Raw genomic sequence first — 18175 nt, forward strand, 5'->3', positions numbered from 1 at the left:
TTTTGCTTTGTCACGTTTCTGTCATTTTTAATGCGGCATCCGTTAAAACTTTTTGACAGTCAGTTCTGATTCAGTTTTGCGACAGATTCGAGCTTCGCGGAGGTAATAAACTCACCAAATGTTTCACACCAAACAATAACGGTCGTGTAGTTGTCTAAAGGCAGATCTTGAGGAAGAGTGACCATAAAACGGTCAAATGTTTTCACGTCACCGACATTAATCATTTGCGCCTTCAATCGATTGAAATCGGCTTCCGTTTCAACAAATGTTGGAGAGAGATACACTTTATAATCCGGGCCAGGAGCTAACTCACCTTGAAATGCAATGGTGTCCTCAGTTAACCAAATCTCGCCTTCACCCCAGTGCAAGAAATCACTGTCAGTTCGATTACGATCGAAAGTCCCCTGGTACAGCACACCTTGAGTAGATTTGGAGATAACAGAAATATCCGGAGAGTCCGGTTGGATAAGAATAGGTAAGGCGTAAATACCCGCAGCAAAACCAGCCAAAACACATAACGTGTGGCTTACAAGGAACAAAATCCATTTCATAATTATTTACCTAGCTTTAGCTATTTATTGTTGTACAAAATTAGTTCATATTTCTCCTAAAATCATGGTGTTAAAATGAATTTATTAGCCGAGAAAGTATTTTCTTAATGAATGTCACAAAATGCGAGGTAGATTCACCCGACTTCTAATAAGAGACCATGCAGCCAATGCTAACTCACATCGGCTACCGTCGATTAAGCATAAGAGCACTACAAAATTTTATACATGCCTACATGCTCTAAAATCAAGGAGAGGGTATAGATTAGTAAGGAGAACCAAGATAGCTACTTAAGACGCACTCTACCGCATCGAGTAAAACGATATAAGCTGGACACAACTAAATGAACCGGGAAAAGTCTAAACAGCAGATATGCCTAAGAGAATTAGACATATCATTAATTGAGGTATTAGAGAAGCCCGTAGGAAACGTATGTTCAATCTAGCAAACTATCTTGGTAGATCATTTTCTTACTCATTCCTCCATCAACAACCAAGTTATGACCATTAACGAAATCATTCTCAGGGTGCGTTAAAAAAAGGCACGCATTAACAATATCTTTGGCTTTCCCTACTCGGCCTGATGGGTGCTGTTGATGGTCAAAACTATCAAGATCGTCATACCCTTCAACCTGAATCCAACCCGGACTGACTGCATTTACAGTGATGGGCGTTTCTGCCAACGAAATAGCCATCGACTGTGTCATTGATACCACACCACCTTTTGACGCGCCGTAAGCATCCCAACCAGATTCATTTTGATTCCAGCGCGTGGAGGCGATATTGATAATTCGCCCATAAGGCTGAGAATGATTCAACTCAATAAATAGTCGGGAACAAGCAAACGCACCTTTGAGGTTGACATCAATCACACGTGAAAACTCTTCAAAAGTCAGCTGCTGAATGGGTTTGTTAAAGTTGGCGATCGCACCATTGTTGATGAGAACATCGACTTTGCCGTACTGTCTTTGGATCTCATCAAAAGCCTGCTCAATCTGCTCTGGTCGTCCTAAATCAACAAGGTGGAAATCCATATCTGGATTCTTACTGGGCGCAATGTCTAACACGATAACTTTTGCTTGTCGCTCAAGGTAGGCAAGAGCAAGGTGTTGACCGATACCTTGGCTACCGCCAGTAATCACGACCACTTTATCTTTATACATACAGAGTTCTTAATTGTTTTTAATAACCCCAATTTTAGAGTGCTACCACTCATAAAAATAGAAATAAACGCAAAAACGACCAAAATACCTTCACCAGAAGCGGAATAATATCAAATGAGCTGTATCCCTATTCTGTTGGGTAACTTTCCTATCAAATTAGCCATAGCATTGATAAGTTAACTTCACTCAACCCTGAAACTCGCTTCGAATATACAGGTAACTTTCCACAATAAGATTGCAAATATCCCTTATTGCTACTGATAAAAACGCAATTTAGACTGAAACCATGGATATGTTACTCATCTTCAAAATCTACCTCTTCTATGGCTTAGCTTTCTTCGCCATCTTTTTTGCAATTTTGTTTCGGGATTTACGAAAAAGCCGGATCGCGATTGCTTCTGCTTTGCCCATCCTTGCGTTATTCGGCTTCATACATGGTTTCCATGAGTGGTCAGAACTTTACTTGGTGATGTATGAACACGAGTTTACCCTGACCAAAGGCGTAGAAACTTTCAAGGTATTCAAACTTTTGTTTTCGTTCATTGCTCTCGGTGCTTTTGCGTGGAAGATGCTTGGCCTCACTGATTGGAAAAACGTCAAAGCCATTAAATACGGAGCCGTAGCGGTTATCGCTCTGTTTGCTGCTAGCTTGGTCATCCGCTTTGGTAACAAAGAGTACGCCATTTATATTCACGATACTGCGAATCAAGTCCGCTGGATCTTTGGTTTAGGTTCTGGGCTAATTTCAGGATTAGCCATGATGAGTTACGCCAATATTCTCGAACAAGAAGGTCATGGTGCTTCACTACCCTTTAAACTGACCGGCCTTTCGCTCATTGCATACGGCATTTCAGCAGGCTTACTTACAGTTGATTTAGGGCTCTGGGTGCTGCTCGTGAGAATGGTTTGCGCACTCTCTATTTTGTGCACCCTTTGGATTGCATTACGCGTATTTGATGATGAGAAAAGCAAGAAGCTCGAAAGCAACATCCAAATCTCTCAACAAGATGCCAAACTTAAAGAACTTGGTGAACTGACTTCCGCTGTCGCTCATGAAATCAAGACACCGCTTTCCAGCGCGACCATGAGTTGTGATTTGTTGGAAAAACAACTGCCCGACAACGAGGCTAGTCACCGTCATATGGCTCGAATTAGGCAAGGGTTAGAACGGGCTGCTGAAATCAGTCATGAGGTTCTGAACTATGCTCACCATAAACCGATTCAGCGAGAAATCGTTTCACTACAACAGGTCGTTGAACAGGCTCTCTCTCTGAACCAATACCGTTTAGAAGGCTTTGCTGTAAGCACATCCCTAGATAATACGCTTAGTGTCTTAGGTGATGCAGGTCAATTGGAAGAAGTAGTGACCAACATCATTGGCAATGCGATTGACGCTAGCCAAGAACACAAGCAACTCGATATAGAAACGTATCAAGACAAACTGATGGCGATCCTCTCCATTTCCGACTGGGGAACTGGCATGCCACTGGACAAAATTGCCAAAGCGAAAACACCGTTCTACACCACAAAACCAAGGGGTGAAGGCACAGGAATGGGATTAGCAATCAGTAATCAAATTATTTTACAACACGGTGGCGAGCTAGACTTGAGGAACTCAAAGAAGAGTGGCCACATTACTGGCTTAACAGTTGAAATCCGCTTACCAAGGAATATTGAATGACACTAAAACTCTTACTTGCAGAAGACGATGTTGAATTGCGAGAGGTTCTCATTGAGGCATTAACCTTGGAATCGTTTCAAGTGGTCGCGTGTGATAATGCAGAAGATGCATTAGACATCGCCAGTGAACAACATTTCGACCTAGCGCTATTTGACGTCGTAATGACGGGGATGACCGGTATCGAGGCCCTTTCTACCTTAAGAAGGCAGCATCCCAACATTGGCATTATCATCACCACTGCATTTGCTACAGTCGACGTAGCGGTAGACGCCATGAAAAAGGGAGCGGATGAGTTTCTCACTAAGCCATTCAATCTCTCAGCTCTATCTGTCACCTTAAGGCGAGTCCATGCTGAACGGTCACCAAAGTCTCCTCTCGATGAGAGGAAGCATGACCAAATCTTTAGTGCGCTCTCCAACCCGATTCGTCGCTCGGTTATAAAGCAGCTCAAGATCCATCGAAAAATGAAGTTCATGGACCTCTGCCGTGTGGTTGGTATCGAAGACCACACCAAGTTCAACTTCCACCTAAAACAACTAGTCAACAGTGGTCTAGTTATCAAAGAAGATGGGCGAATTTACTCGCTGACGGAACAAGGTCAACAAGTCCACTCCAGCATGCTTTAACGCATCTTTAAAATACATAAAAAAGCCGACTGAATGTCGGCTCTTTAATTTTAATTCGTTGTCCCGTCCTGAGATAAGCTACCAATTCGATTATTTTTGTTCGATTGGACGAATTACTTTACATGGATTTCCTGCAGCAACTACGTTCGGTGGGATATCTTTCGTAACTACACTGCCCGCGCCAATTACCGAGTTTTCACCGATAGTCACACCTGGGCAAACAATCACGCCGCCGCCTAACCATACGTTGTCACCAATAGTAATCGGCGTGCCAAACTCAACGCCCTCCTCTACACGGCCTTTGACATCCAAAGGGTGTCCTGCAGTGTAAATCTGTACATTAGGAGCAAATAGAACATTATCTCCAATATGTACTTCCGCCACGTCTAACACCACGCAATTGAAGTTGGCATAGAAGTTTTTACCCACTTTGATGTTAGAACCATAATCACATCGAAAAGGAGGCTCAAGGTAGGCCCCCTCTGAATCAGGAATAAGCTCGTCAATTACGCTTCGCCATTCGTCGGTATCAGGAATACTGTTGTTAAGTTTTTGCAGAACTTTTCGGCATCCAATTCTTGCTTGGTAGAGCTCTGTATCCCAAGCATCGTATGGCTCACCTGCCAACATTTTTTCTTTTTCTGTTCTCATTATTTACACCATCTCACCAAAGTAAAAACGCATCAAAGCACATCACAACGTCGCAAAATGTGACTGGCGTAATGGATTATTTATTTGCGTGAACACTGTGGTGAGATTTCAAACAGAAGTTATCCATCAATCTTCTCGGAATGCACGATTCATACTTTCCGTTAATGGTTTAACCAAATAACTCAGCGGTGTCCTTGGTTCAGATAAAATCAGTACCTCTGCATTCATACCTGATGTCAGCCTATGCTTTGCGACGTCCTCTTGAGACAAAGCGATGCGAGCAAGATAAAAGTCATCTTGGTTCTGTTCAGACAGTTTATCTGCCGAAATCGTTAACACTGTACCATCCAAGGGCGCGAGTGTTCTCGCATTCAAAGCCGTCAAACGAACTTGAGCATGTTGCCCCGGTGTAATTAAATCGATGTCTTGGGGACTCACGCGAGCCTCCACCAGCAGCTTGTCATCTTGAGGAACCAGCTCAAGCAACGTCTCTCCCGAACCAATGACACCTTTTTCAGTAAAGACCTGCATATTGACGACTCTGCCAGAAATAGGAGCGACAATGTCGGTACGTGCAACAATGTCTTTTGCCGAACGGTACTCCTCCCGAATAGAGACGAGCTCTTTCTTGGTGTTGCGTAACTCCTCGACAATTTCATTGAGTCGCTCTAGCTTTAGCTCTTCTATCTTTGCTTGGTTTTCATCCAGTCGCTTACTAACGGTGAGCGACTGGCGATCAAGTTGGCTCAACGTACTACGTACTTCTGCGGCGAGACGTTTGAGCTGAAGTAACGCCGACTTTCCAGAGAAACCCTTCTGTACCAACGCTTGATTACTGGCTATCTCTTCTTCAATAAACTTCAAGCGTTCACGTTCAATGACTTTCGTTTCGCTGAGGTTATCCAGCTCTAAATTTGCACCAGATATACTTTGCGCAATGATGTTTAACTTGCTGTCAAAAAAGCGTTTCCTAGCCTCGAAAATCTTGCTTTGGACCAACTTGGCCTCGGCGACAATTTCTCCATTTTGAATGGTCTCAAGGTCACGAGCCCAGTTGATGTCCGGTAGCTCATCTAACTCCGCATTCAAACGGTTTTCTTTAGCAATCGTATGAATATACTGACCGCCAAGAGAGTCAAGTTTCGCATTGGCTTGGCGCTTTGAAAGCCGAAGGAGCAATTGCCCTTTCTCTACTAAATCGCCCTCTTGAACATAGAGCTTTTCAATAATGCCACCTTCCAAGTGTTGGATTTCCTGACGCTTACTTAATACCGATAGATCACCGTAAGCAATAGCAGCACTCTCCAGTTTCGCCGTGGCAGCCCAATAACCTAACCCTCCCAGAAACAGGCTTAGCGTTAAGACACCTAATAAAATCGGGCCTTTCAAGTGAAGCTCCGAAGAGGGCAAAAAGCGGAATACTTTTTCTGCTGCAAGTTCATTAACGGTTGGCAGTTGATTGCTCATTTCGCACCCTCGGTATATCTGTTCTATCTTCTCCCATCAAACGCTTCAACACTTCGTCTCGCGCTCCGTATAACTTAGCTCGTCCGTCGGCTAAATACAGAAGTCGATCCATTTGCCTTAACGTACTTGGGTTATGAGCAATCACAACCACTGTTGAGCCTTGAGACTTGAGGTGTGCTATTAAACGTTGATATGACGCCTCACCTTCTCCATCTAGGTTCGCGTTTGCTTCATCAAACACGACAACAGAAGGGTCACCGTAAACGGCTCTTGCCAGAGCAATGCGTTGTCGCTCTCCACCGGATAAGCCGCGGCCATTTTCCCCGATGGTAAAGTCATAGCCTTTGTTTTTCTTAAGAATAAGTTCATGACACCCTGCAAGTTGAGCAGCTTGAATCACTTTTGCCGGGTCTTCATCTTTAAATCGTGCAATATTGTCTCGAATTGTTCCGGGGAATAACTCCACTTCCTGAGCTAAATAACCAAAGTGAGCACCTCTGTCTTCTGAAGCCCACGTTGATACTTCCATACCATCTAAGGTGACCTTGCCAGCCAAAGGTTTGATATTTCCGAGTAGTAGTCTTGCAAACGTTGACTTTCCCGTTCCGGAAGGGCCAATAACGCCCACAGAAACACCTGGCGGAATCGACAGTGATATCGCTGATAAAACAGGTTCCGATGCTCCAGGGTGACGATAAGCTAACCCCGTCAGTTCAAAGTGACCTTTTGGACGAGGCAAAGGCATGTCAGATTCATCTTGTTTAACAATCCGATCAATCTCCCATAAACGCTTGTAAGCATTTCTGGCAGACATCGCGCTGCGCCATGTACCGATCGCTTGCTCCATCGGAGAGAGTGCGCGACTCATTAGAATAGAACTGGCGATCATTGCACCTGCGGTAATCTCATGTTGGATGACCAACCAGGCACCGCCTCCTAATAAACATATCTGAAGGGAGCCGCGTACGAACTTCGAAAAGTTAGCGAGGTAAATCGACTTACCTGTAACACGTTGTTCCAGTTGATTAGACTCATTAACACGTGAGTACCAGCTTTCCAGAAAAGCATTCATCATGCCCATAGCCATAATTGAATTCGCGTTTTGAGTCGCCACTTCTGCTTGATTGATGTGAGATATCGATCGAACTTCACTTTCTTGCATGGTTTTTCGGGTCACAAGCTCATTGATCACGCCCAAACTAAACAAAGCAATTGAGCCCCCTAACGCAATATGGCCCAAAACAGGGTGCAGCAAATAAACGAAAAGTATAAAAACCGGGGTCCAAGGTGCATCAAGCAAAGGATAAGGCGCTTGGCTACTGAGAAAGCTTTTAATGTTTTGGATATCTCTCAACACCTGAGATGTATAGCTTTTGCCCGTGTGTGTTTGGTACTGAATGCTTCGTTTGAGCATAAATACCGAAAGTTTTGAATCAATCCAATACCCAAACGACTTACTCATCTGAGCTCGCGCGATATCAATCAGCGACATAGTTAAAAGCGCAGCCAGAACAATCACTGTCAATAAAAAAAGGGTATCAATCGAGTAGGAAGAGATAACGCGGTTGTACACTTGCAACATGTACAGAGGGATAGAGAGCACTAATAAATTTATAAATAAACTAAAACCAATCAGCAGGCCCGTCAGCGTGCATAGTTTTTGTTTAACTTCTTTGAAAACCGTATTTTGCACGATTACTTCCACATATTTTTATATTTAGGCGCTAGACCCGCTAGCGCCTAATAGGATGACTTAAATGATGAACAAGTCGCTGCCATAGGTATTGATGTCTTCTTGCGTAACACCAATCAATTTGACAGTCAGATCTGCGCCATCAGTAAAGACAGCGTTACCTTTAGCGTCGTAGCTAATGGTTAAATCAGAGAATGATGTGACAGAGTCACTGATGATGTGCAAAGAATCCTCGCCGATTGTGAAATCAACCACTTTAGCTTCACCATGACCTTCAAATTTATCCGTGAAAATAAACTTGTCTGCGCCTGAACCACCGATCAAGATGTTATCGCCTGAACCAGCAACAAGCAGATCCTCGCCAACACCACCGTTAAGTTTGTTGTCACCTAACAGACCAAGTAGCAAATCGCTTCCAGTGCCGCCACCTAGGTAATCATTACCTGTGCCAGCCATCAAAATATCATCACCTGCACCGCCTGTTAGACGGTCATTGCCTGCCCCACCAACGACAAAGTCATCACCGCCACCACCGACGAATGAATCATTACCACCGAAACCGATGAATACATCGTTACCACCATCGAAATCAGCGATTTCGTGATTTTCGCCCGCATCACCGAGATATGTGTCATTTGTGCTCATTGTATGTCCCTCTTGGCTTTATATTTGAATAGACCTTTTCACGTCTGAATTAACTTCCTGCAGACACCGGGAAGTCTAATAAACAAAAGCATAGGAACAAGTTTGAATATGGATTGATATTTCAAACTAACAATATTATTAGCACTTTAAAAACTGGTACTTTTAGATATAAAAGACATTGAAAACATAAGGTTAAATCTAGTACTACAAGTTTCTTTTTGCCCAACTAGTGGCTTGTGTTCGATTTTTAACCTCAATCTTTCTAAAGATATTGTAAAGATGAGATTTTATAGTGTGCTCGCTAATAAATAATGAATCAGCAATCTCCATATTCGAGCCTCCTTCTTTTAGCATCTGTAAAACTTGAACCTCTCTTCTGGTCAACTCTACCTCTATTGCAGGCTCTACAACGTGGTGCACCTCTTTTCCTTTATAGTAATTAACCAATTGATCAAGCAAACGACGAGACAGCCAATTTTCTCCAGAAATAATCGCACTTAACCCTTGGCAAAGTTTTTCCATCGAATCATTAGGCCCAAATATACCTTTAACGTGAGGCCAAGAGGCCAATTCAGACGCATCTAAATCGTGACCTAAATTGAGCATGATCGTTCCTAATACTTTCTCATTATCCTTTAAATAAACTAAGGTATCGGAAGGTGTTTCTACTGAGAAATCAACCAATAGGAAGTACTTTTCAGGAATGAGCTCATGGTAGCTCACATTCTTGTTATCGATAATTGTAATTTTTGTTCCGGTATTCCTAGAAAGAATCTCCTTAAAGTTTTCACTCTGTAAACTTTGCTGAGTGATCATTAGGATTTCAGGTTTTTCTTTATGCTGTTCCATAATCTTTCTCATACTTTACTGACTAAATGCTCTAGATTAATAACTAGTTATAAGTATTTAAGCTCATATCTAAGTGCTAGCCGATAGAGTAGAGTTATTTGCTACTTTTTTAAATTGCAATTTGATCAAGATCAGAAACAAAAAAAGTGTTTCTCATAAAAGAAACACTTTTTTAAATCTGAAATTTTATATTTGCAATGAGTCGCAAATAATATGAAACCCATTGTAATAAACACACTAATTATACGGCAATAGAGAGGTCCGACATATTCTCTTTTGCCCAAATTAATGCTTGCACTCTGTTTTTCACATCAATCTTCTTAAAGATATTATGGAGATGAGTTTTGACAGTATTTTCACTCACAAATAACTGCTCAGCGATCTGTTGATTCGAAGCCCCCATAGATAAAAAGGTAATGATTTGCTGCTCTCTTTTGGTCAAAATTGCGGGAACGGTCTTATTAAGAGGTCTGCTGTGTCGACGTAAATGCGTGATATATTGCTGAGAAAACTTACGGCTAAACCACATATCACCCTGTAATACTTTTCCTATTCCAGCTTGTAACGTACTAATGTCGTCAGAAGTGTAGAAGATGCCAGCCAATGATTGCCAAACAAACAACTCTTCCGTTGTAATCGATTTATCGCAGTTAATAAGAACTTCTATCGTGTCTTTGAGATCCGTTTTTTTAAACTCCATGTAACGAGAGAAGACCTCGTCTGATATCACACTGTAATCCAACAATATCGCAGAGATTGAACTGACCGATTCAGGCTGAGTATCGAGCTTTTCAGGAGAGATCAACTGAACATTGATGTTGAGCTTAGTCTCTAGCACATCTTTTAACAGTGAAGACTGTAAGCTGTCCTCCGTTATTAAGATCACTTTCCTTGTATTTTGATTCTCCATCTTGATCGATGCCCTTTAGTCATTTTGAGTGAAATAAGGCATAGATTTAGTTAGAGAGGCACTATTGTCAAGTATGAAAAAAAGTAGTAGCAAAGACTAAATTATTGATTGGTATGTAGATAAAAGGTGTGAGGAATTTGATAGGTATTAAAAAGGGAGTATCAAACTCCCCCTTTATTAATGCACTGGCACTGAATTTTTCTGATTGAACTTACCAAAGTATTGCTCAAGGATTTCTGGAGTCAGTTTTCCTTCAGCTTCTAACTTCTTGAGCTCTGCCGCAATTTGCTTCTGCTCTTCAAGAGTTGGTAGCTTTACTTCTGGCTCTTGAGACGCTTCTTGCGAGATCTGTGCTAGTTCTTTTTCGAAATCATTCATAGTACTTACCTAAATATCGAGTCGTTAAACTTGTAAACTAGGTCTATTCTATCCAACTCTACAGCTTGAAGCTACCAACCATCTTATCTAGGCGAGATGATAATTCTTGCAGATCTCGACTTGCACCAGCAAGTTCTTCTGCTGTCGCTGTCGTCATCTCATTGATCGCATTAATCTCTTCGATGTTCTGGTTGATGGTATGCACCACTGTCGATTGCTCTTCTGTTGCCGTTGCAACCTGAGTATTACGATCCGAAATATCCGCAATGCGTTCAGAGATATTCATTAGAACAACAACAGCCTCATCAGTTGAAGCCACCCCCTCAAACGTCACTGCTTTACCTGCTTCCATTGCAGTTACTGCATCTTGCGCATCACTTTGAAGTTGGTTAATCATCTTTTGAATCTCTTCAGTCGAATCAGCCGTACGTGACGCTAAGTTACGTACTTCATCAGCTACCACCGCAAAGCCACGACCTTGCTCACCCGCGCGAGCCGCCTCGATCGCTGCGTTCAACGCAAGTAAGTTGGTTTGCTCAGAGATATCGCGAATCACATCCAGAATAGAACCAATATCTTTGGTGGTTGTTGCAAGCTGGGTCACTACCATGCTTGTCGTTTCCACATCACCAGCAAGGCGGCTAATCACTTCTTTTGCTTGCGTCACCACTTGACGGCCAGTCTGCGTGTTATCAGACGCTTGGTTTGCCGTATCAGCTGCGGTTGCCGCGTTTGAAGCAATCTCGCTGATCGTTGCCCCCATCTGGTTAATGGCCGTCACTACCTGAATCGTCTGGTCACGTTGCTCTTGGCTATTATCATGCGTAGACGTTGCTTTATTTGAAACACTGTCTGCCGCTTGGCTTAAAGCACCACTGGTTAGCGACACTTCCTTCATGGTTGCATGGATCTTCTCAATAAAGCCGTTAAAGCCTTTAGAAAGTTGAGCGATCTCATCGTTGCCTTTGATTTCAATTCGTTGAGCCAGATCACCCTCACCTTCACCAAGATCAGTGAAGCGGTCAGCAATTTGGCGAATTGGGTTGGTAATGCTGTTTGCAAGAAGAACGCCCATCGCAATGAAGATCAGCGCGACGATCGCTGTTGTGAATAACATTTTCTCGGCGGTTGCATCTAGGTCAGCAAATACTTCGTTCACTGGTACAACACCAACGACAAACCAATCCATTGAAGGCACGTACAAGCTCGAGACAAACATCTCTTGTCCTTCAAATTCTGTCGTTACTAAATTGAAGTGATTTTTGTTGAGCAACTGAGAAGCTTCACGACCAAACAATTGGTTGATAGAGCTTTGGTTCTTACCTTGCTGGCGATGAATCTGGATATCACCTTTGCTATTGGTCAGAAAAACGTAGCCTGTTTTCTCAATCTTAAAGCCATTTAGTAACGAAACCATATCGTCCATTGACTTGGACAGGCCAGACATTGAGATGCCATTGACGTTTTGGTAGTTCGCGAACATTTTTACGTCGCCATTTGCCTCTTGAAATACGCTTACAGACGTATCTTGGCCAGAAGAGGTGAATCCAAAGAACCAAGCATCTTGCGAGCGATTAAGCTGACGTAGAAAACCGTTTTGGTTCCAGTAATAAGCACTTTGTCTGTTCGCGACAGAAGCATCGTTCAACTGGTATTGGGACTTTACGTTATTTAGTTGGCGAACTAATTGCGCTTCGACTGTTGGGTTACGGTCTGTCGTCGATAGTGCTTCAACAACAAATTCATTGGTCGCCAATTGTTTTGCCGCTTGCTGCATCTGTACAACTTCACGGTCAATCTCCGTATTGATTTGCTGCAACATCGCAGGCAATTCAATATCAATAAGGCGATGGCTTAATACGTCTCGCGCATGACGCTGTGCCATCACCCCTACAATAATCGTTGATGCAAGCACTGCAAATGTAATACCGAGTACAACCTTTTGTTTGATACTCAAAGAGCTAAGTTTCAACATATCTGGACCTTTAAAAGAATCACTAGTTATCTGCATTCTGAATAAATACAACCTTGCGCATATAAATTTACTATGCACAGCATGACACTTTTATCGGCCTTATCTGACAAAACTAGAGAAAATTCTCACAACTTTATGCAAACCCAATGTAATAGATTGTTTAGTAAGATAATTTAAATCCTTAATGTGACTATCATCACCAGATAACTATGCTCAATCTGGCATCCCCTCAAGAATGAACGCACTGAGCTTTTCATCGTCGACTATCTCAATACGACGATAACCGATAGTAATGATGTCTTGCTTAGCAAGTTGTTGTAGCGAACGGCTCAATGTTTGCCGCGTACATCGTGAAAGGTGGGCCAGTTTATCTTGCGTGTACACAATTGGAGTGTGCTCACCATGTGGGGCATTTAAGCGGCTAACAAGAGACAACAACTTCGCGACTCTGAATTCGTTTTTTAACAAAACAGACTCCGTCGTCCACTCCATTAAAAGCCTGAAGCGAAAGCTGATTTCATGAATAGCAATTTGATACAGCTGAGGGTTGAGTTAGTGACACAGGTTGGACACAACATCACAAAAGAGGCGACAGTTTCCTTAAATGCTGACGAAGACGACAATTTTTGGCTGGCATTGAAACACGCACTATGAGCACTTGTTAAGGTTAGGGCTTTCCGTAGCCCTAAGTCATTGTCATGACCTTGTAAAACATAGTAATAACCCAATATTGAAAAGATAAATTGCATGTACGTACTGGAACTTTTCCCTTAGAAGAAGTGACCAATACTCAAAACAAGAATCATATGGATACCAGAGAGTCCAAAAAATGCACAAAACAAACTTCGAAACTCTTCAAAGCTACTTAGAGTCTCAGATCATTGGTCAGCATGATCTCGTTAAACAGCTTCTCATTGCTCTACTTGCCGATGGGCATATCTTGGTTGAAGGCCCTCCAGGATTGGCTAAGACCCGTGCGGTGAAATCTCTATCGGATTGTGTAGAGGGTGATTTCCACCGTATTCAGTTCACACCAGACTTACTGCCAGCAGACTTGACGGGTACAGATATCTTCCGTCCAGAAACGGGCGAATTTACCTTCCAGTCTGGTCCTATTTTCAACTCACTGATCCTTGCTGATGAGATCAACCGTGCGCCAGCTAAAGTGCAAGCCGCAATGCTTGAAGCCATGGCTGAGAAGCAAGTGACAGCAGGACGAAACACATACTCACTCCCAGATCTATTCTTGGTGATGGCAACGCAAAACCCAATCGAGCAAGAGGGAACTTACCCACTACCAGAAGCACAGCTTGACCGCTTCTTGTTGCACCTTGATGTAGATTACCCAGATGCAGAGCATGAACTGGCAATCTTGCGCATCAACCGTGGTGAGGCAAAAGGCGAAGCGACGATTGAACGCCCAAGCTTGAGCCAAGAAGACATCTTCACCGCACGTAAAGAAGTGCTCAACATCCACATGGCAGACGCAATCGAGCAATACATCGTTCGTCTTGTGATGGCGACTCGACAGCCAAGCGATTACGACTCAGAGCTTGCGAAATGGCTATCTATGGGTGTGAGTCCACGTGCAACAATTGCGCTTGACCGTTGTGCTCGCGCTCATGCGTGGCTGGCAGGTCGTGACTTTGTCTCACCAGAAGATGTTCAAGCCATGGCTTACCCTGTGCTACGCCATCGTCTGCTGCTTAGCTACCACGCTCAGGCAGAAGGCATTACAGCAAATCAGGTTATCGACAAGCTTCTTAACCTTGTAGGTAGCGCATAACGTAGGTAGGTGACATGTCTGCATCATATGCATTGCCACCTCATGCGAATGGGGTGACATTAACCCTTGAAGAGCTGCTTCAATATCGCACTCAATCGGTTCGTTGGCTGCCACCAGCACAGAGTATTTGGTCGCAAATGAGCGGTAACCATACCAGCCGTCAAAAAGGTCGTGGTATGGACTTCATGGAAGTGCGCCAATACCAAGCGGGTGATGACATTCGCAGCATCGATTGGCGAGTCACGGCTCGAACGGGAAAAGCGCACACCAAGTTGTTTGCTGAAGACAAAGAGCAAGCGGTGATCTTGTACATCGACTTGAGCCCAAGCATGCACTTTGGATCGCAATATGTATTGAAGTCAGTTCAAATGGCACACTTCGCTAGCGTCTTGATTTGGCTGACGTTAGCCAAGAAAGACCGCATCGGCGCGGTTATAGATGATGGTTCCCAGTGTATTGAGTTCCGCCCTTCTTCGCTTCAAAAGCAAGGGCTGAGAATTCTTGACGCGATAGTGAATACTCACAATCAATTGCTTACGAATCAACAAGCTGACAGCACACGCACGTTGCCATACATGAGCGCAATTGAAACGCTACACAACCTGACGCCGAAAGGCAGTGAGCTTATTCTGCTGAGTGATTTTGCTCAAGTGGAGGAGAAAGAGCTGATTCAACTGCGTCGATTAAAGCAACACAACAGCGTTCGTGCAGTACAGTTTTATGATCCTCTTGAGCGAGGCGAAACCGACTTCCGAGGCCAAGCGAAAGCATCCGATGGTCATCGAAGTCAGTGGTTCAACTTCGGCTCTAAAGGGGAACGTCAAGAATTGGAGTCTCACTTCGTTAAGCATCAACAAGCCATCAAACAGCAGTGTCATTCGATGGCGATTCCATTTAACAGTCTGTCGAGCGGGTTACCGTTGGTTCAGCAGTTAAGCTAATCAAAGCAACAACATACAAATCATTCAAGCAGTAGTAATAATAATGACAACGAATAATCAAAGCCTAAACCTTGAACCTTTAATCCTGCCAAATGCACCAGATTGGTTCCCACTTGCTTGGGGATGGTGGGCTGTTCTGGGCGGTGTAATTCTCTCCATCTTAATCGTCGTACTGTACTTAAGATGGCGTACAAAGCGTCTTGTTGCCAAGAAGACCGCATTGAAACTGTTAACCAATCCGATCACACCACACACACCGTCTTCTGCATTAGAGGTTCTTCGCCAAGCGGCTTTGAGTTACTTCCCTCGTGAAGAAATCGCGCCATTAACAGGCTCTGCTTGGTACGAGTTTCTTGATAGTTACACTAAAGAAACTCGATTTGTCGATAAACAACAACAGTGGCAAGCGGCGCTGTATCAAAAGTCTGGTCAAGAGCAACATCAAGCATTAATTGATGATTGCGCTTTCTGGATTGAAACCGCATTGCCACCAAAGAAAAAGGCAAAAACTCGTGACTGAGGCAACTCTCGTTTCGAGCCTCTCTCAGTGGTTGAACATTGAGTTTGTCTGGTTGTGGGCATTATTGTTACTGCCCCTACCTTGGCTGATTTATAAGTTCTTCCCTGAAGAGACTCAGCAAGCTGAAATTAAGCTGGCGTACCTGCCAGACAACAAACACAGCAACAAACCAAAACAGGTCGTACAAAAATTCCTGTCTATTGGCGTATGGGCTCTGTTGGTTGTCGCTTGTGCTCGCCCGGTTTGGTATGGCGATCCGGTTGAGTTCCAACCGAAATACCGTGACATGATGTTAGTGGTCGACTTATCTGGCTCTATGCAGAAAGAAGACATGAACGACAACGGTGAATACATAGACCGTCTAACCGCCGTCAAAAGAGTCTTATCTGATTTCGTAGAAAAACGCCAAGGTGACCGCTTAGGTGTGGTTCTATTTGGTGATCACGCTTATCTACAAACGCCGCTAACCGCTGACCGTAAAACCGTGATGCAACAGATCAATCAAACCGTCATTGGCTTGGTTGGTCAGCGCACTGCGATTGGTGATGGTATCGGCTTAGGCACTAAAACCTTTGTAGACAGTGACGCACCACAACGTGTGATGATCTTGCTCAGTGATGGTAGCAATACTGCTGGTGTACTTGATCCGCTTGAAGCCGCTGAAATCGCTAAAAAGTACAACGCAACCATCTACACCGTAGGTGTGGGCGCTGGTGAAATGATGGTGAAAGACTTCTTCATGACGCGCAAAGTCAATACCGCCTCAGACCTTGATGAGCAAACGCTGACAAAAATTGCAGAGATGACAGGTGGTAAATACTTCCGAGCGCGTGATGCCAAAGAACTTGAAACGATCTACGACACCATTAATCAACTAGAGCCAGTTTCTAGCGATACGCAAACATGGCGTCCTCAGTCGGAATGGTTCCCTTACCCACTAGGCGCTGCACTTGTGCTTTCCGTGTTCCTGTTTGTTCTAAGGAGAAAACATGGCTGAGTTTACTTTCCTAAATCCGTATTGGTTGCTGGGTTTGCTCGTCATCCCTGTCGTCCTTGCCCTTAACAGCCAATACAGAACCAAAAAGTCATCGTTGATTGCGCCTCATTTGGCAAAAATGCTTGGTCATTCAGTGAAAACTAAACACTACTTTGCCATATGGGGAATAACATGGGCGATCGCTTGTATCGCTTTAGCAGGCCCAAGTTGGCAATCCAACACACGACCAAGCTTTGAACTAAGCCAAAACCGAGTGTTAGTTCTGGATATGTCGCGCTCTATGTACGCAACGGATGTGAAGCCAAATCGCCTGTCTCAAACGCGCTATAAAGCGTTGGATTTATTGCCGAAATGGAAAGAAGGTTCAACAGGTTTAGTCGCGTATGCGGGCGATGCTTATACGTTAAGTCCACTGACGACTGACTCCAGCACACTTGCTGGCATCATCGAAAACTTATCCCCTGAGTTAATGCCTTATCAAGGCTCCAACTTACCATCAGCGATTGAAACCGCGCTTGGTCAGTTTACTCAAGCGGGCGTAAATCAAGGTGACATCGTCGTACTAGCAGATGATTTGGATGATTCCGAACTATCTCGCTCATTAGCGTTATTAAACGGTAAAGACATTCGTGTGTCAGTACTCGCTATCGGAACATCAACTGGTGCACCAATTGCACTTCCGGATGGTTCTTTGATGAAGAGTCGACAAGGCAACACCGTGGTAGCGAAGACTAACCTGAAAAACTTGCAGAAGTTAGCCAAAGAGACCGGCGGATTATTTGTGCCAATTCAACACAATAACCGTGATGTTGAGAACATTGCCGCGTTTACTAACAACGCGAGTAACAACCTTGCTGCTAAGCAAAGTGAAGACGTGAAAACCGACTCTCGCTTGAACGGTGGTTTCTGGTTGCTACCTCTGCTGTTGATTCCTGCTGCCCTACTCTTCCGACGCGGCATGATTTGGGTATTGGTAGCGACCGTGCTACCGATGAGTTGGACACCGAAAGCAGAAGCGAATGCATTCTTGAATCAGAACCAACAAGGTGAACAGCTTTATCAACAAGGTGAATACGAAAAAGCCCAAAGTACCTTCACTGATCCTAACTGGAAAGGTGCAGCAAGCTACCAAGCTGGGGATTACGAAAGCGCGATTGAAGCATTCTCCAATAATCCAAGCCTTGATGGCCGTTACAACTTGGCAAACGCACTTGCTAAGAACGGACAACTTGAGGATGCGGCAAAGCTCTATAAAAACGTAATTCAAGAAAAACCTGACTTTGAAGCTGCGAAAAAGAACCTGTCGGTTGTAGAGGAGAAACTGAAGCAACAGCAGCAACAGCAG

General features: G+C 43.8%; 18 protein-coding genes. 7 read left to right on the plus strand and 11 right to left on the minus strand.

Features of this window, described 5'->3' with window-relative positions:
- Positions 1 to 59 precede the first annotated feature (59 nt).
- Both KIO97_RS16400 and KIO97_RS16405 read right to left on the minus strand, forming a co-directional pair.
- A complete protein-coding gene (locus tag KIO97_RS16400) occupies positions 60 to 551 on the minus strand; it encodes a DM13 domain-containing protein (protein ID WP_045457389.1) in 492 nt (163 codons plus the stop codon).
- Positions 552 to 985: 434 nt separating this feature from the next.
- Positions 986 to 1711, minus strand: a complete 726-nt coding sequence (locus KIO97_RS16405; protein ID WP_285383454.1) for an SDR family NAD(P)-dependent oxidoreductase — start codon at positions 1709 to 1711, stop codon at positions 986 to 988.
- A 286-nt stretch (positions 1712 to 1997) separates the two neighbouring features.
- Between KIO97_RS16405 and KIO97_RS16410 the strand changes: the two genes are divergently transcribed.
- Both KIO97_RS16410 and KIO97_RS16415 read left to right on the plus strand, forming a co-directional pair.
- On the plus strand, positions 1998 to 3392 hold the full coding sequence (locus KIO97_RS16410) for a sensor histidine kinase (RefSeq protein WP_285383455.1): 1395 nt from the start codon (positions 1998 to 2000) through the stop codon (positions 3390 to 3392).
- The gene (locus KIO97_RS16415; protein WP_285383456.1) at positions 3389 to 4018 is read left to right on the plus strand and encodes a response regulator; all 630 of its coding nucleotides are present in this window, start codon (positions 3389 to 3391) and stop codon (positions 4016 to 4018) included. The genes KIO97_RS16410 and KIO97_RS16415 overlap by 4 nt, the downstream gene beginning before the upstream one ends.
- 90 nt (positions 4019 to 4108) lie before the next feature.
- Here KIO97_RS16415 and KIO97_RS16420 read toward each other — a convergent pair whose 3' ends face one another.
- The 9 genes from KIO97_RS16420 to KIO97_RS16460 all read right to left on the minus strand — a co-directional run bounded on the left by KIO97_RS16420 (position 4109) and on the right by KIO97_RS16460 (position 13054).
- On the minus strand, positions 4109 to 4669 hold the full coding sequence (locus KIO97_RS16420; protein ID WP_045376307.1) for a sugar O-acetyltransferase: 561 nt from the start codon (positions 4667 to 4669) through the stop codon (positions 4109 to 4111).
- Between the two features lie 126 nt (positions 4670 to 4795).
- Complete coding sequence (locus tag KIO97_RS16425) at positions 4796 to 6136, minus strand: HlyD family type I secretion periplasmic adaptor subunit (RefSeq protein ID WP_045376305.1); 1341 nt, start codon at positions 6134 to 6136, stop codon at positions 4796 to 4798.
- Positions 6111 to 7829, minus strand: a complete 1719-nt coding sequence (locus tag KIO97_RS16430) for a type I secretion system permease/ATPase (protein ID WP_079401878.1) — start codon at positions 7827 to 7829, stop codon at positions 6111 to 6113. The genes KIO97_RS16425 and KIO97_RS16430 overlap by 26 nt, the downstream gene beginning before the upstream one ends.
- 60 nt (positions 7830 to 7889) lie before the next feature.
- Positions 7890 to 8474, minus strand: coding sequence for a calcium-binding protein (locus KIO97_RS16435; RefSeq protein ID WP_005432137.1), 585 nt, complete (start codon positions 8472 to 8474; stop codon positions 7890 to 7892).
- Positions 8475 to 8678: 204 nt separating this feature from the next.
- Positions 8679 to 9335, minus strand: a complete 657-nt coding sequence (locus tag KIO97_RS16440) for a LuxR C-terminal-related transcriptional regulator (protein WP_086015387.1) — start codon at positions 9333 to 9335, stop codon at positions 8679 to 8681.
- A 229-nt stretch (positions 9336 to 9564) separates the two neighbouring features.
- Positions 9565 to 10233, minus strand: a complete 669-nt coding sequence (locus KIO97_RS16445; protein WP_005432139.1) for a LuxR C-terminal-related transcriptional regulator — start codon at positions 10231 to 10233, stop codon at positions 9565 to 9567.
- Between the two features lie 177 nt (positions 10234 to 10410).
- Complete coding sequence (locus KIO97_RS16450) at positions 10411 to 10611, minus strand: hypothetical protein (RefSeq protein ID WP_005432140.1); 201 nt, start codon at positions 10609 to 10611, stop codon at positions 10411 to 10413.
- A gap of 58 nt (positions 10612 to 10669) precedes the next feature.
- Entirely contained in the window at positions 10670 to 12586 is a 1917-nt protein-coding gene (locus KIO97_RS16455; RefSeq protein ID WP_045376450.1) for a methyl-accepting chemotaxis protein, read from the minus strand.
- Between the two features lie 213 nt (positions 12587 to 12799).
- A complete protein-coding gene (locus KIO97_RS16460; protein WP_043883516.1) occupies positions 12800 to 13054 on the minus strand; it encodes a helix-turn-helix domain-containing protein in 255 nt (84 codons plus the stop codon).
- 361 nt (positions 13055 to 13415) lie between these two features.
- Here KIO97_RS16460 and KIO97_RS16465 point away from each other — a divergent pair, with 361 nt between their 5' ends.
- From KIO97_RS16465 to KIO97_RS16485, 5 genes are all read left to right on the plus strand, one after another.
- Positions 13416 to 14372, plus strand: a complete 957-nt coding sequence (locus KIO97_RS16465; protein ID WP_285383457.1) for a MoxR family ATPase — start codon at positions 13416 to 13418, stop codon at positions 14370 to 14372.
- Positions 14373 to 14386: 14 nt separating this feature from the next.
- On the plus strand, positions 14387 to 15313 hold the full coding sequence (locus tag KIO97_RS16470) for a DUF58 domain-containing protein (RefSeq protein WP_285383458.1): 927 nt from the start codon (positions 14387 to 14389) through the stop codon (positions 15311 to 15313).
- Positions 15314 to 15356: 43 nt separating this feature from the next.
- Positions 15357 to 15833: a DUF4381 domain-containing protein gene (locus KIO97_RS16475; protein WP_045376297.1), complete on the plus strand. Its 477-nt coding sequence runs from the start codon at positions 15357 to 15359 to the stop codon at positions 15831 to 15833.
- Positions 15826 to 16830 (plus strand): VWA domain-containing protein, encoded by a 1005-nt coding sequence (locus KIO97_RS16480; RefSeq protein WP_285383459.1) that lies wholly within the window; start codon positions 15826 to 15828, stop codon positions 16828 to 16830. The genes KIO97_RS16475 and KIO97_RS16480 overlap by 8 nt, the downstream gene beginning before the upstream one ends.
- Positions 16823 to 18175: VWA domain-containing protein (locus KIO97_RS16485; protein ID WP_285383460.1), on the plus strand; the 1353-nt coding region annotated here is incomplete at its 3' end. The genes KIO97_RS16480 and KIO97_RS16485, both read left to right, overlap by 8 nt.

It is taken from the genome of Vibrio sp. B181a, from assembly GCF_030248375.1.
Lineage (GTDB): Bacteria > Pseudomonadota > Gammaproteobacteria > Enterobacterales > Vibrionaceae > Vibrio > Vibrio campbellii.

What these genes read in the sequence shown, in the direction of transcription:
- KIO97_RS16405 (WP_285383454.1), bottom strand. Translation starts at nt 1,711, where the DNA reads ATGTATAAAGATAAAGTGGTCGTGATTACTGGCGGTAGCCAAGGTATC.
- KIO97_RS16400 (WP_045457389.1), bottom strand. Translation starts at nt 551, where the DNA reads ATGAAATGGATTTTGTTCCTTGTAAGCCACACGTTATGTGTTTTGGCT.
- KIO97_RS16425 (WP_045376305.1), bottom strand. Translation starts at nt 6,136, where the DNA reads ATGAGCAATCAACTGCCAACCGTTAATGAACTTGCAGCAGAAAAAGTA.
- KIO97_RS16435 (WP_005432137.1), bottom strand. Translation starts at nt 8,474, where the DNA reads ATGAGCACAAATGACACATATCTCGGTGATGCGGGCGAAAATCACGAA.
- KIO97_RS16465 (WP_285383457.1), top strand. Translation starts at nt 13,416, where the DNA reads ATGCACAAAACAAACTTCGAAACTCTTCAAAGCTACTTAGAGTCTCAG.
- KIO97_RS16450 (WP_005432140.1), bottom strand. Translation starts at nt 10,611, where the DNA reads ATGAATGATTTCGAAAAAGAACTAGCACAGATCTCGCAAGAAGCGTCT.
- KIO97_RS16475 (WP_045376297.1), top strand. Translation starts at nt 15,357, where the DNA reads ATGACAACGAATAATCAAAGCCTAAACCTTGAACCTTTAATCCTGCCA.
- KIO97_RS16440 (WP_086015387.1), bottom strand. Translation starts at nt 9,335, where the DNA reads ATGAGAAAGATTATGGAACAGCATAAAGAAAAACCTGAAATCCTAATG.
- KIO97_RS16420 (WP_045376307.1), bottom strand. Translation starts at nt 4,669, where the DNA reads ATGAGAACAGAAAAAGAAAAAATGTTGGCAGGTGAGCCATACGATGCT.
- KIO97_RS16415 (WP_285383456.1), top strand. Translation starts at nt 3,389, where the DNA reads ATGACACTAAAACTCTTACTTGCAGAAGACGATGTTGAATTGCGAGAG.
- KIO97_RS16455 (WP_045376450.1), bottom strand. Translation starts at nt 12,586, where the DNA reads ATGTTGAAACTTAGCTCTTTGAGTATCAAACAAAAGGTTGTACTCGGT.
- KIO97_RS16410 (WP_285383455.1), top strand. Translation starts at nt 1,998, where the DNA reads ATGGATATGTTACTCATCTTCAAAATCTACCTCTTCTATGGCTTAGCT.
- KIO97_RS16445 (WP_005432139.1), bottom strand. Translation starts at nt 10,233, where the DNA reads ATGGAGAATCAAAATACAAGGAAAGTGATCTTAATAACGGAGGACAGC.
- KIO97_RS16470 (WP_285383458.1), top strand. Translation starts at nt 14,387, where the DNA reads ATGTCTGCATCATATGCATTGCCACCTCATGCGAATGGGGTGACATTA.